The organism is Pseudomonas sp. MT92 (assembly GCF_058792515.1).
Map to the genome: position 1 here is coordinate 49230 of NZ_JBXAFA010000013.1, position 13264 is coordinate 62493.

General features: G+C 62.8%; 12 protein-coding genes. 3 read left to right on the plus strand and 9 right to left on the minus strand.

Annotated elements, in window-relative coordinates; all coding sequences use genetic code 11:
• Window positions 1–27: 27 nt before the first annotated feature.
• On the minus strand, window positions 28–4332 hold the full coding sequence (locus tag AC1Q6D_RS22935; RefSeq protein ID WP_103403395.1) for an Lhr family helicase: 4305 nt from the start codon (window positions 4330–4332) through the stop codon (window positions 28–30).
• Between the two features lie 204 nt (window positions 4333–4536).
• On the opposite strand from AC1Q6D_RS22935, the gene AC1Q6D_RS22940 reads away from it, so the two are divergent.
• Together AC1Q6D_RS22940 and AC1Q6D_RS22945 are read left to right on the plus strand one after the other, a co-directional pair.
• Window positions 4537–5421: a sugar nucleotide-binding protein gene (locus AC1Q6D_RS22940; RefSeq protein ID WP_103403396.1), complete on the plus strand. Its 885-nt coding sequence runs from the start codon at window positions 4537–4539 to the stop codon at window positions 5419–5421.
• Window positions 5414–6343: an NAD-dependent epimerase/dehydratase family protein gene (locus AC1Q6D_RS22945; RefSeq protein WP_103403397.1), complete on the plus strand. Its 930-nt coding sequence runs from the start codon at window positions 5414–5416 to the stop codon at window positions 6341–6343. The genes AC1Q6D_RS22940 and AC1Q6D_RS22945 overlap by 8 nt, the downstream gene beginning before the upstream one ends.
• Before the next feature lie 140 nt (window positions 6344–6483).
• Here the strand turns inward: AC1Q6D_RS22945 and AC1Q6D_RS22950 are convergent, their stop codons facing one another.
• The 5 genes from AC1Q6D_RS22950 to AC1Q6D_RS22970 form a co-directional block, all read right to left on the minus strand.
• Window positions 6484–7182 carry an OmpW/AlkL family protein gene (locus tag AC1Q6D_RS22950; RefSeq protein WP_103403398.1) on the minus strand — a complete coding sequence of 233 codons (699 nt, stop codon included), beginning with the start codon at window positions 7180–7182 and terminating at the stop codon, window positions 6484–6486.
• 220 nt (window positions 7183–7402) lie between these two features.
• Entirely contained in the window at window positions 7403–7921 is a 519-nt protein-coding gene (locus AC1Q6D_RS22955; protein WP_090466835.1) for a DUF3299 domain-containing protein, read from the minus strand.
• An 11-nt stretch (window positions 7922–7932) separates the two neighbouring features.
• A complete protein-coding gene (locus AC1Q6D_RS22960) occupies window positions 7933–9198 on the minus strand; it encodes an ABC transporter permease (RefSeq protein WP_103403399.1) in 1266 nt (421 codons plus the stop codon).
• 1 nt (window position 9199) lies between these two features.
• Window positions 9200–9910: an ABC transporter ATP-binding protein gene (locus AC1Q6D_RS22965; protein ID WP_047533892.1), complete on the minus strand. Its 711-nt coding sequence runs from the start codon at window positions 9908–9910 to the stop codon at window positions 9200–9202.
• A 74-nt stretch (window positions 9911–9984) separates the two neighbouring features.
• On the minus strand, window positions 9985–10569 hold the full coding sequence (locus AC1Q6D_RS22970; protein ID WP_103403400.1) for a DUF2796 domain-containing protein: 585 nt from the start codon (window positions 10567–10569) through the stop codon (window positions 9985–9987).
• Between the two features lie 136 nt (window positions 10570–10705).
• Between AC1Q6D_RS22970 and AC1Q6D_RS22975 the strand changes: the two genes are divergently transcribed.
• Entirely contained in the window at window positions 10706–11044 is a 339-nt protein-coding gene (locus AC1Q6D_RS22975; protein WP_103403401.1) for a hypothetical protein, read from the plus strand.
• Between the two features lie 104 nt (window positions 11045–11148).
• Here the strand turns inward: AC1Q6D_RS22975 and trxA are convergent, their stop codons facing one another.
• From trxA to AC1Q6D_RS22990, 3 genes are read right to left on the minus strand one after another with little or no spacing between them, the layout of a single operon-like run.
• Window positions 11149–12021: a thioredoxin gene (gene trxA, locus AC1Q6D_RS22980; protein ID WP_103403402.1), complete on the minus strand. Its 873-nt coding sequence runs from the start codon at window positions 12019–12021 to the stop codon at window positions 11149–11151.
• Window positions 12022–12075: 54 nt separating this feature from the next.
• Window positions 12076–12732: a class I SAM-dependent methyltransferase gene (locus AC1Q6D_RS22985; RefSeq protein WP_103403403.1), complete on the minus strand. Its 657-nt coding sequence runs from the start codon at window positions 12730–12732 to the stop codon at window positions 12076–12078.
• The gene (locus AC1Q6D_RS22990; protein WP_103403404.1) at window positions 12729–13193 is read right to left on the minus strand and encodes a hypothetical protein; all 465 of its coding nucleotides are present in this window, start codon (window positions 13191–13193) and stop codon (window positions 12729–12731) included. Before AC1Q6D_RS22990 ends, AC1Q6D_RS22985 begins: the two co-directional genes overlap by 4 nt.
• Window positions 13194–13264: the final 71 nt, after the last annotated feature.

The window sequence follows — 13264 nt, forward strand, 5'->3', positions numbered from 1 at the left end:
CCGACGATGAGGCCAGCCCAGGCGGCGCTAATGCCGGATCAGCTTGCCGTGCACTTCAGCCATGGCCTGTTGATCCAGCTCAAGCCAGAAATGCGGTTGGCCGGCGATCTCGGCAGCGGCCGGCAAACCGTCGCGGTACACCAGCCGATTGCTTGCCAGCGCGGGTACTTTGGCGCCAGGCAGCAGGGTGCCGGCGAGGTTCAAGGGATCAACGCCGCACACGGCGATCAAGCTGCCGTCATGGGGGCGGCGTCGGACTTCACGCATAAGCGCAATCGCCTCGGGCAGGGCGAATTGCTCGCCCGCCAGGCCACTGACAAAGCGACCACCGCGAATCTCTCCCCGCGCCTCCAGTCGATGGAAGGTGCGCAGCAATTCGCGCCAGCTCGGCAACCAATCGGCCTCGCGCTCCAGCAGGCGCCAGAACACCACGCCATAGCGACGCAGCAGGGTCATGGCGATGTGTTCCAGGGTCTCGCCGGGTGTGGCGGACGGCCGCCTGTTATCCACGACCGGCGCAACAGGTCCGCGCCGCAACAGCGCCCAACGTCCGGCATCGTCCATACCCCCGACAAACGCGCCGCGTCCGCGACGGCTGCTGCGATTCAGGCGTTTGCTGGCCGGAGTGATCAGTGCCCGCAATCCGGCGAAGCTGTCGGCGTTCACCAGACCGGCGCCCACCAGTTCCTGCAAGGCGATTTCCAGCTCCGAACGCAGCAGGTGGGCCTCGTGAATCAACTCATCGAAAAACAGCGCGCCGTGCTGGCTGAGTGCGGCATGGACCTTTTGCGTTTTTGGCGACAGTTCGCTGATCGGCGTTTGCTCGGTCAAGTCGCTCCAGAGACCGACCCGATTGCGCGGCAACAACAGAATCGGCGTACTGCGCAGCGCAGTGCTGGCGCTTTTGTTGCGCGCGGTGAGGCGGGTCCAGACCAGTTTTCCGCTGCGGCACAGGTCATCCAGCCAGCTCGGCGCATAGTCCTTGAGGCGTGCTGGCAGCAGGTCACAGTCCCAGGCCGATGCGGCGCCGGGGTAGCCCTCGAACTGCGCGATGATCGTCGGCAACATCCCGCTGCCCTGGCCCTGAGTGGCGCTGGACACGTGCTGCCAGTCGAACAGAAACCGCATGAAATCCTGCAACGCCACCGGCTCGATTTCCCGGCGCAGGCGCTTGACCGTGTAGCGATGAATCCGTGCCAGCAAATGACGCTCGCACCATTGTTCTTCGGTCGCACCCGGCGTGAAGCGGCCGCGCAGCACATAACCTTCGCGTTCCAGTTGCGCCAGTGCCTGGGCAACCTGTGTCCCGGGCAAGCCGAGCGGATCGGCAATCGCCTTCAACGGTAACGGGCCAAAAGCACTGAGCCGGGCGCGGATGACTTCAAGCACCGCATCGTCCGCGTTCCAGGCTTCATCGAATCCCGGCAGCGCCTCCCGTGCCGGCAGTACATCAGCCTGTGGGTAAATTGCCCGCAGGCAGGTCAGCCGTTCCCGTGCCAGCCACAGCGACGAGTCGAGGCGGCAGGCGCGGCCGCTGTCGCCCAGGGTGTTGAGCCAGTCGAGCCAGTTCGGGTTGGCCTGGGCTTCGGCTTCGGTGATGCAGGCCAGGCTCATCAATGCCTCGTGCATTTCATCGATGCCGTTGGGGGCAGGCCAGGCTTCTTCGCGGACGGCGGCAATCGCTTCGGCGTCCAGCGCGCCGAGGTCGTCGGTCGATTCCGGGTCGCTCCAGCGGCGGTTGAGCACCGCTTGCGTGCGGCGTTCTTCCAGCGGCGCATCGTCGAGAAAGGTGTAGGGCCGCGCGCTGAGAATCTCCGCCGCCAATGGCGAGGGCGCCGGCAGGTCGCGACTGATGAGCCGGACCTCGCCGCGCTCCATGCGCCGCAACAGCGCGAGCCAGCCTTCGCTGTCCATGGCTTCGTGCAGGCAATCGTCGAGGGTTTGTTCCACCAGCGGATGGTCGGGAATGTCCCGCTCCCCGACGAGGTTTTCCACGCAGGCGATCTGATCGGGAAACACACTGGCGATCAGGTCTTCGCTCTTCATCCGCTGGATTTGCGGCGGGACTTTTCGCCCGCCGGAGTAGCGTGGCAACGCCAGCGCCACCCCGGCATTCCAGCGCCAGCGCACGCCGAACAGCGGCGCATCGAGGACGGCTTGAATCAGCGTGTGCTCGGCGCTGTTGCTGTGCAGGTAACGCCACACGTCATCCAGCTCAAAACTGTGGCTGGTAGACAGCGACAGCACGATGGCGTCTTCACTGGCGGCAGCCTGCAATTCGAAGTTGAAGGTGCGGCAGAAACGCTTGCGCAGGGCCAGGCCCCAGGCGCGGTTGATGCGGCTGCCGAACGGCGTGTGGATGATCAGTTGCGTGCCACCGGACTCGTCGAAAAACCGTTCCATCAACAGTGTGTCTTGCGAGGGCAGGGCGCCGAAGGCCTGGCGCGCGCGGGCCAGGTATTCCACCAGTTGTTCGGCGCTGGCCAGGTTCAGGCCGAGGGTTTGCGTCAGCCAGTCGAGGCCGGGCTGCAAGTTGCCCGGCGTGGCACCCAGCAGTTCATCGAGTTGCGCTTGCAGGCGCGCGACGGCGAACGACAGTTCCGCGCTGCGCCCCGGTGCTTCGCCGAGCCAGAACGGTATGGTCGGCGGCTGACCCTGGGCATCCTCGACCCGGACCTTGCCGGTCTCGACCCGCAGGATCCGGTACGACGTGTTGCCCAGTTGAAAAACGTCGCCGGCGATGCTTTCCACCGCGAAGTCTTCGTTGACGCTGCCGATGTTCAACCCTTGTGGCTCCAGCAACACGCTGTAGTCGGCGTTGTCCGGAATGGTCCCGCCGCTGGTCACGGCCGTCAGCTTGGCGCCCCGGCGGCCGCGCAGGCTGCGGGTCACCGCATCGCGGTGCAGGTAAGCGCTGCGGATGCCCTGGCGACCGTTGTAGCCCTCGGCGAGCATGCGCAGCAGCGCCTGGTAATGTTTTTCGTCGAGCGTGGCGTAGGGAGAGGCCTGGCGGAACAGCGCCAGCAACGCGTCCTCCGGCCATTCCTGACAACTGACTTCGGCGATGATCTGCTGGGCCAGCACGTCTAGCGGGGCCTCGGGGATTTGCAGGGTGTCGAGTTCGCCCCGGCGCACGCAGTCGAGCAGGGCGGCGCATTCGATCAGGTCGTCGCGGGTGGTGGCGAACAAACGGCCCTTGGGGGTGCCGCCGACCCGGTGCCCGGAGCGACCGACCCGTTGCAAAAAAGCCGAAATCGAGCGCGGCGAGGCGATCTGGCAGACCAGGTCGACGTCGCCAATGTCGATCCCCAGCTCCAGCGACGCCGTGGCGATCAGCACTTGCAGCTCGCCGCGCTTGAGCCGTTGCTCGGCATCCAGGCGAAACTCCTTGGCCAGGCTGCCATGGTGGGCGGCCACGGCGTCCTTGCCGAGACGTTCGCTCAAGTGGCGGCTCAGGCGTTCGGCCAGGCGCCGGGTGTTGACGAAAATCAGCGTGGTCCGGTGTTCGCGGGCGAGGGCGGCGAGGCGGTCGTACACCAATTCCCAGACATCGTTGGCCATTACCGCTGACAGCGGAACTGGCGGCACTTCAATGTCCAGGTCCCGTGGGCGGGCGTGGCCGATGTCGATGATTTCACACGGCCGGTCGCGGCCCACCAGGAAGCGCGACACCGCGTCGATGGGTTTCTGCGTGGCGGACAGACCGATGCGCACCAGTGGCTCGGCGCAGAGCGCTTGCAGGCGCTCGAGGCTCAGGGCGAGATGGCTGCCGCGTTTGCTGGCGGCGATGGCGTGGATTTCATCGACGATCACGGTGCGCGTGGTACCGAGCATCTGCCGGCCCGAATCGGAGCCGAGCAGCACGTAGAGCGATTCCGGAGTGGTGACCAGAATGTGCGGCGCCGTCTTGCGCATCGCCGAGCGCTCTTTTTGCGGCGTGTCCCCGGTGCGCACGGCCGTCGTGATCTGCCATTCGGGCAAGCCCAGCAGGCGCAATTGTTCGGTGATCCCGGCCAGTGGGTCTTGCAGGTTGATGCGGATGTCGTTGGACAGCGCCTTGAGTGGCGAGACGTAGACCACCAGGGTTTCGTCCGGCAGGCCTTCGGGCTGCTCCAGGCCACGGTGCACCAGGTCGTCGATCACGGCGAGAAACGCGGTGAGGGTCTTGCCGGAGCCCGTGGGGGCGGCGATCAGGGTCGAGCGACGCTGGCGAATCAACGGCCACGCCCGGGCCTGGGCGGCGGTCACCGTCGCGAAGGTCTTGCTGAACCAGGCGCTGACGGCGGGGTGGAAGCCGTTCAGGGCACTGTCTGCGGGGATGGGCAGGTTCATGCAACAATTTATGCGGGTGGGGGGCGCAAGATGCAAGTACCGCTGGGGCGGCGCAGGCAGCCCAAATCCCGCACATCGACACTTTACGGATGACGGTTGCGCACTAAACCCGCAAAATGCAAGGATTCTGGCTACTTTCAACGACAGCGCTCGCGAGCGCTGTCGACAAACCCTCGTTCCAATCAGACTGGGCCTGCTGACTCTATGCGAATGCGCCTTATGTTACTGGGCGGCGGAAATGCCCTTGGGCAGGCGCTGATTCGCCTCGGTGCGGAAGAAGACATCGGTTTTCTCGCCCCCCGCCCACCGCAAGACGGCTGGGATGCCGCGAGCCTGACGCAACTGCTCGACGACACCCGCCCGGACGCGTTGATCAACCTCGCCTACTACTTCGACTGGTTCCAGGCGGAGACGGTCAGCGAACAGCGGCTGGCCGGGCAGGAGCGGGCGATCGAGCGCCTGGCCGAACTGTGCCAGCATCACAACATCGTCCTGGTGCAACCTTCGAGCTATCGCGTATTCGATGGCTCCCGGGCGACTGCCTACAGCGAAAAAGACGAACCGGTGCCGTTGGGCCTGCGCGGCCAGGCGTTGTGGCGCATCGAGCAAAGTGTGCGCGCCACATGCCCACAACATGTGCTGTTGCGTTTCGGCTGGCTGCTCGACGACAGTCCAGAGGGCACGCTGGGGCGTTTTCTCAGTCGCGCCGAACTGCCGGAAGAGTTGCTGATGGCCGACGATCGCCGGGGCAATCCGACCCCGGTGGATGACGCTGCCCGAGTGATTATCTCCGTACTCAAGCAGCTGGACTGCGCAGCGCCGCTGTGGGGCACATACCACTACGCCGGGCATGAAGCGACCACGCCGCTGGCCCTGGGCCAGGCGATCCTCACCGAGGCACGCGCCCTGCATCCGCTGGCCATCGAAGCGCCGACCGCCCAGGCTCACGCCGCGCGCCCGGATGCCGCCGAAGAACCGCAACACGCGGTATTGGCCTGCAAAAAAATTCTGCACACGTTCGGGATCAAGCCACGCGCTTGGCGTGCGGCCCTTCCGGGCTTACTCGACAGGTTCTATCGCCATGGCTGACGGCCCCGTTTTAATCACCGGCGGTGCCGGTTTCATTGGTTCGCATCTCGCCGATGCCTTGCTCGCCAAGGGCCATTCGGTGCGGGTGCTCGATGACCTGTCGACCGGCAAGCGCAGCAACCTGCCGCTGGACAATCCCAAGGTCGAGTTGATCGTCGGTGATGTCGCCGATGCCGCACTGGTCGCGCGGGCGATGGTCAGTTGCAGCGCCGTGGCACACCTGGCGGCGGTGGCGTCGGTGCAAGCCTCGGTGGACGATCCGGTGAAAACGCACCAGAGCAATTTCATCGGCTCGCTCAATGTCTGCGAAGCCATGCGCCAGACGGGCGCCAAACGCGTGTTGTTCGCCTCCAGCGCGGCGGTGTATGGCAACAATGGCGAAGGTGAGCCGATCGATGAAGACACGCCCAAGGCGCCATTGACCCCTTACGCATCGGACAAATTGTCCAGCGAACATTACTTCGATTTCTATGGGCGCCAGCATGGGCTGGAACCGGTGATTTTCCGCTTCTTCAACATCTTCGGCCCGCGTCAGGACCCGTCCTCGCCGTATTCCGGGGTGATCAGCATTTTCAGCGAGCGTGCGCAGAACGGCCTGCCGATCACGGTGTTTGGCGACGGCGAGCAGACACGCGATTTTGTCTACGTCGAGGATCTGGTCAGTCTGCTGGTGCAAGCCATCGAGAAACCGCAGGTGGACGTCGGCGCGGTCAACGTTGGCTGGAACGAGGCGACGAGCCTCAAGCAGATGCTGACGGCGCTCAAGGAAGTGATCGGTGAGTTGCCACCGGTGAGCTACGGCCCGGCACGCTCCGGCGACATCCGTCATTCACGGGCGAACAACCGGCGTCTGCTGGAGCGCTTTACCCGCCCGCAACAGACGCCGTTGAGTGTCGGACTGGCGCGATTGTTGGGACGCTGAGATTCAGCGAGCACAAAAAAGGCGCCCCTGGAGGCGCCTTTTTTGTGGCCGGATTTCGCTTCTAAGGCGAGGTAATTCCTGTGGTGAGGGGGCAAGCCCCTTCACCACAAAAGCCAGGTTCACCACCACGTGAACATCCGTTAGAACTTGTAACCCAAACCGACCATGTAGATGAACGGGTCCACATCGACGTTGACGCGGGCACGGGTGCCCGGTGCCACGGCGTCGTTTTCCACGGTCGCGCGGGTATCGATGTCGATGTAGCGCATCTGGGCGTTGAGCATGATGTTGTCGGTGATCATGTAATCGGCACCGACCTGGAACGCCATGCCCCAGGAGTTGCTCGCCTTGAAGTTGCTGAAGCCTTTGGACTGGGCATCGCTGCTGACGTGTTCGTCGTAGATCCAGGTGTAGTTGATACCGGCGCCGACGTAAGGCTGGAATGCGGACTTCGCGTCCAGCGGGTAGTACACGACGCTCAGGGTCGGCGGCAGGTGTTTCAGCGAGCCGAGTTTGCCGTTCGCTGCACCCAGGGCGGTGCCCTTGAGTTTGACGTCATGCTCGAACGGCGTGGCCGCGAGCAGCTCGATCCCCCAGTTGTTGGTGATCATGTAGGCAAAGTTGAGACCCAACTGCGTGTCGCTGTTCAGGGTTGCCTTGCCCCCCAGATTGGCGCCCGCCAACGGACCCTGATCGACTTTGACGCTTGAGCTGTCGTCTTTCGGGTTGACGGTGATTGCACCGGCACGAAGGATGATGTCACCGGCTTCGTGAGCGTGTGCGAGCGGGGCGGCGAGCGCGAGGGAGACCAGCGCGACGCTGAGCAAGGACTTGTTCATGGGGGCTCCAAAGGACGTTAGAAATATTTGATGTCCAATGGTAAACAGCCGTTTGATTCGGTCTTTTGACTCAGCTCAATGAAAGTTGGGTGTGCGGGATTTTGTTGGCGATTTTGCGGGGCTGTTCGCGAGCAAGCTCTCTGCCACAGGGTTGCGCGTTTCCCTGTGGGAGCGAGTTTGCTCACGATGGCGGATGATCTGACAACGCAAAAAAACGGGTTCACTCTGGCAATTCATAGATGTAAATCTTGTCCGCCTCCATCTGATACCCGGCATCGGCCAGTTCGCTGGTGGAGGGTTTGACCTGCATCGCACCTTCGATCCAATACGGCTGATACAGCTCGTCGAGCTTTACGCCGACTTCGCTTTTGACATGCACGATCTGATTCGAGGGCGGCGGCGGAACGTGGATGCAGGCGCCGAAATATGGCACCAGCAGAAACTCCGTCGTACGTCCTTCTTCACTCACTTCCAGCGGCACGATGTAACCCGGCAGGCGAACGTTTTGCCCGTCAAGGGCCTTGACCACCGGCGCGTTGGGCATGTCCTGCCTGGCGGCGGGCGCGGATTCGGCGGACAGCGCGCTGCTCATCTGCGACATGTCGTGCAGTGGCGTCATGTTCGGCACTTCCGCCGGGGCGTCCGGCGGGATCATTTCCGACCAGGTCAGCTCTTTCGGCTCGGCCGCCCATAGGGGCAGGGCGACCAGCATCAACAGCGCAAGCAGAGCGCGGGGCATTTTCAACGTCCTCATAAACGGATCGACAGGCCATCGGCCAGGGATTGGCGATAGGCGCGCCAGGCCGGCACGCTGCCCATCAGCAGCGCGGCGATCAGAATGCCACCGAGCAGCGTCCATTCATAATCGCTTGGCCAGGTCAGCGGTAGAAACAGACCGTAATTGGCTTGCACGTAACCCTGGGCGGCGGCGATGCACACATACAGCAGCGCCACGCCGGCGACCACGCCGGACAATGCCAGGGCAAACGCCTCCAGCACCAGCAGCGTTGCGATGTGCCATGGCCGCGCGCCCACCGAACGCAGGATCGCCATCTCGCGGCGCCGCTCGTTGAGGCTGGTGAGAATGGCCGTGAGCATGCCGATCAGTCCGGTCAGCACGACGAACAGCGACACCACGAACAAGGCTTTTTCCGCCGTGCCCATCAAGCTCCACAATTCTTGCAGGGCCACTCCCGGCAGGATCGCCAGCATTGGTTCGCCGCGGAATTCATTGATTTCACGCTGCAGGGCAAAGGTCGAAATCTTGTTGTTGAGGCCAAGCATGAACGCGGTGATCGCTTGCGGCGTCAGGTCCATGTTGCGCGCCTGATCGGCGCTGACCCGACCTTCGCCCCTGGCCGGCACGCCGTTGTGCCAGTCGATGTGAATGGCTTCCATGCCACCAAGACTGATGTGCAGCGTGCGGTCCACCGGGGTACCCGTGCGCTTGAGAATGCCGACCACGGTGAAGGGCTTGTCGTCGTGCTTGACCAGGCTGATCGCCGCGACACCGTGGGCCAGGACCAGTTTGTCGCCCAGTTTGTAGTGCAGCGCATCGGCCACTTCGGCTCCAAGCACCACTTCGAACGGATCGGTGGCGAAGGCGCGACCTTCGGCCAGTTCCAGGTGTTGCTGGCGGCCGTACTGATAATGCTCGAAGTACGCTTCGGTGGTGCCCATCACCCGATAACCGCGGTGCGAGTCACCGAGGGACATCGGGATCGCCCACTTCACTTTCGGGTTGCTGGCGAAGTGTTCGAAGCTGTCCCAACGAATGTTGTTGGTGGCGTTGCCGATGCGGAACACCGAGTACAACAGCAAATTGACCGAGCCGGAGCGAGCGCCGACGATCAGGTCGGTGCCGCTGATGGTGCTGGCGAAACTGGCCTTGGCCTCGGTGCGCACCCGCTCAACCGCCAACAACAGGCAGACCGACAGGGCAATGGCGAACGCAGTGAGGATCGCGGTGAAGCGGCGGTTAGCCAGGCTGGCCATGGCTAGACGAAACAAATACATCTCAGACCTCGGACGGGGTGGCGGCGCGATTGAGATCGGCCAGCGACAGGTGGCGATCGAACAGCGGCGCGAGGCTTTGATCATGGCTGACGAATAGCAGGCTCGATCCGGCTTCGCGGCATTCGGCGAACAGCAGGCGAATGAAGTTTTCGCGGGCGTCGTAATCCAGGGCCGAGGTCGGTTCGTCGGCGATCACCAGTTCCGGTTGGCCGATCAACGCCCGTGCGGCCGCCACTCTTTGCTGTTGGCCGATGGACAGCGAGTCGGCGCGGCGACTGAGGATGCTTTCATCTTTCAACCCCAAATGTGCAAGCAACGTGGCCGCGGCCTGATCGATGCTGCCATGGCGCTGGATCGCCCGTCGGGCGCGCAACTTGGAGAAGCGGCAAGGCAGCTCGACGTTTTCGCGCACCGAGAGAAACGGCAGCAGGTTGAACTGCTGGAAGATGTAGCCGGTGTGATCGACGCGAAAGTGATCGCGGGCACCGGCCGAGAGTTCGGTCAGTTCCTGGCCGAGCAGGCGGATACTGCCACGATTCGGTTTCTGCACACCGCCGAGCAGGCCGAGCAGGGTGGTCTTGCCGCTGCCGCTCGGGCCTTTGAGGAACAGGGTTTCCCCCGGCTCCAGGCGAAACGCCGGGATATCCAGCAACGGTGGGTGACCGGGCCAACTGAAGCCCAGGTCGGACAGTTCGATGAGTGCTTGGGTCATGTGAAACCGGTCTGGTTGGTGGTAAACCCTGTAGGAGCGAGCAGGCTCGCTCCTACAGGTGATCTTCAGCTAATTCAGAATTTCAGGGCAGCGGCCTTCGCCGTCACCTCTACCCCTTGCTGTCCGCTCGGGCCGATCAGTTGTACCTGAATTTTCTGGGTGGCCGGGAACGTGTTGAAGATATTCGCCAGATCCAAAGTCTTCAGCGCACCGGGAGTGGCACAGGTGAAACTGTAATGGGCGTGAATTTCGCTGTGGTCGTGGTGATGTTCGTCCTTGGCGCCTTCGTCGTGATCGTCATCAGCCTCTGGTTTGTCGCCGAACAGCGGGCTTTCCAGTTTCTGACTCGCCACTTCGCAACCGGCGGCTTTCGCCAGGGAGAACAGCGCCAGGGGCTTCTCCAGTTGGGCGCGCACGGCAGCCACCTTGGCCTTGTCGGCATCGGTGGTGGCGGTGTGTTCGAAGCCCACCAGGTTCATCGCCGGGCTTTCCAGTTCCAGCTCCAGGGTCTGACCCTCCAGCACCGCGTTCAAGCGCCCGACACCGTGTTCGTGGGCGCCGAGGCTACCGTGCTCATGGTCGTGGTCATGTTCGTCAGCCGCGTGGGCGACAGCCAGCGGCAGCAGGGCAAACGGCAAAGCGAGCAGCAGACGACGCATGGGTGACACTCCGGAAAGTAAAATGAAAAATATGTTATGTAATCTTATAACGTAAGTGCGGAGAGTTTGACTGGCTGCTTGGCGTTGCACAAGTCCCATGGGAGCATGCCGCTTAGAAATAGGCGGGAGCAGACTCATGTTGCGAATTCGCGGGAGCATCGGCGATTGGCCGGTGGATTTGACGCTGGAGATGGATGACGCCGACTGGGCGCGGCTGGGGGCGCAGTTGACCGTGGAAAAAACCGGGGTCACTGCCGCGCCGGCCAAACCGCAGAATCAGGATGATGCGCTGTGGCAGATCGCCAGGGACTTATTGCGCAAGGCAGGGCAGTTGAGTGGGCCGGATCTGCTGGAGCAACTGGAAGGGCTGACCGGCAATGCGTCGGCGGGCAAACGCCTGTTGGTGCGTTTGCGCCATTGCCCGGATGTGAAGGTGGAGAGTGGCGGGGATACGCCGATCTATCGCTGGTTGTAGGAGCGAGCTGGCTCGCGAAGGATATACGGGAGCCCTGGTTATACAGTTAGCCCGCGTTATGGTTGACGTCCATCGCGAGCAGGCTCGCTCCTACAAGGTCTTGCTTAGTAAAGGGCTGCAAACAACTTGCGACGGTAGGTGGTCACCAGTGGGTGATCGTTGCCGAGCAGTTCGAACACCTGCAGCAAAGTCTTGTGTGGCAAGCCTTCGCTGTAGCTGCGGTTGCGAATGAACAGCTTGAGCAGGCCATCCAGCGCCGCGTCGTATTGCTGGCGAGCCAGTTGTTGCACCGCCAGTTGATAGACCGCCTCATCGTCCTGCGGATTTTTTGCCAGGCGTGCCTTCAGCTCGGCGGCATCCGGCAAGTCCTTGGCCTGGCCGAGAAACTTGATCTGTGCCTTGGCGCCGGCCAATGCAGCCTTGTGTTCATCACTCTTGACCGCGTCGAGCACGGCTTGCGCCTCGCCCAGCTCACCGCGTTCGGTGAGGCAGCGGGCATAGAGGATCAGCGCCTTGGCGTTGGTGTTGTCTTCGCCCAGCAGCACTTTGAGGATGGCTTCGGCGTCGGCGAAGCGGCTGTCGTCGAACAGCACCTGGGCCTGGTCGAACGGATCTGCGGCGGCCGGTGGCGGCATTTGCACGTGAGGCTCGAGCAGCGCGCGCACGGCTGATTCCGGTTGCGCCCCGGCAAACCCGTCGACGGGTTGACCATCCTTGAACAGCACCACGGTTGGCAGGCTGCGAATGCCGAAGCGAGCGACGATATCCTGTTCGATGTCGCAGTTGACCTTGGCCAGCAGCAACTCACCCTGGTAGCTCTCGGCAATGGTTTGCAGCATCGGCATCAGCACTTTGCACGGCGCACACCATTCGGCCCAGAAATCCACCAGCACCGGTTTGTGGAAAGAATTCTCGATCACCGACTGGTCGAAGTCGGCAGTCGTGGCGTCGAAGATGTACGGCGTTTCCTGGCTCATGGGGGATCTCGTAGAAGCGTGAATGGGGCAACTATACGGCCTGTCGCGACGCTTTCAAGCGCGCCGCGCATGGTAAAGGCTCACATGCCGAAACTCTTCCGGCTCGGCCAGATCCGGCAGGGTCATCGCTTCAAGCATTTCGATCCGGCGATACAACGGATGGCGAAAATCCCGGACTCGCGAATCGGCCACCAGCGCCTCCTGGCCACGACTCAGGAACTCATCGAGTAGCGGCAGGTTCGCCCGGTCGTACAGCACATCGGCGACCAGGATCAGATCAAAGCGATCGGCTTCGGCGAAAAAATCCGTCGAGTAGTGGAGCTGCACGTCATTGAGTTCGGCATTCGCCCGGCAGGCGGCAATCGCCAGCGGGTCGAGGTCGCAAGCCACCACTTCCAGCGCTCCGGCCTTCACCGCCGCAATCGCGGCCACGCCGGAGCCTGCGCCGAAATCCAGGATTCGTTTGCCTTTGACCCACTCAGGGAATTGCGCGAGATAGCGGGCTACCGCCAAGCCACTGGCCCAACAGAAACACCAGTAAGGCGGTTCATGCAGAATCCGTCGGGTTTCTTCCGGGGTGAAGGCGCGGTCCATGTTGTCGCCATCGATCAGCCACAGCTTCAGCTCGGTGCCCGGCAGCTGGCAGTCGACCAATTGCGCGTCGCCAAGCAATTCCCCCAAGGCCCGTTGCAGGTCGAACGGTGCACTCATGGGGCTTTGACGAATTGCAGTTGGCCCAGCACCTGGGTATTCGGTTGCGTGATCGGCTGCGCCGGCAGATGCAGGATCAACTGGCCGGACTGGCTGGCACGGCCGCGCAGTTCAACCCGGGCACCGGCAGGGAAGGACTCCGGATTGAAGCGCAAGTGAAACGGCAGCAGCTGGTTGTTGCCGATCAGGTTCGAACTGGCGAGTAATTGTTGTGGACGACCTTTTTCGTCGATCACCAGCAGCGCCAGTTCGACTTCGGCGCCTTCGGGCACGCCTTGCAGGGTCCCGCTCAGTTCGCGTTGATAGGCGGGCAACGGGCCGAGGTTGGCCGACTCCCTGGCTTTCTTCTGCGCCTGTGCCGGCGCGGGGCCTGGCGTCGGTGACTGGGGTTTGGGTGCATCGCTGCCGCAAGCCACCAGCAGGCTGAAAACACTGAGCAAAACGAGCGGTCGTAACGACATTGGCAGCTCCGTAAAGGTAAATTCCATGGATCGATAGATCATGGCGTCTGTATACCGCAAACCCTATGGCT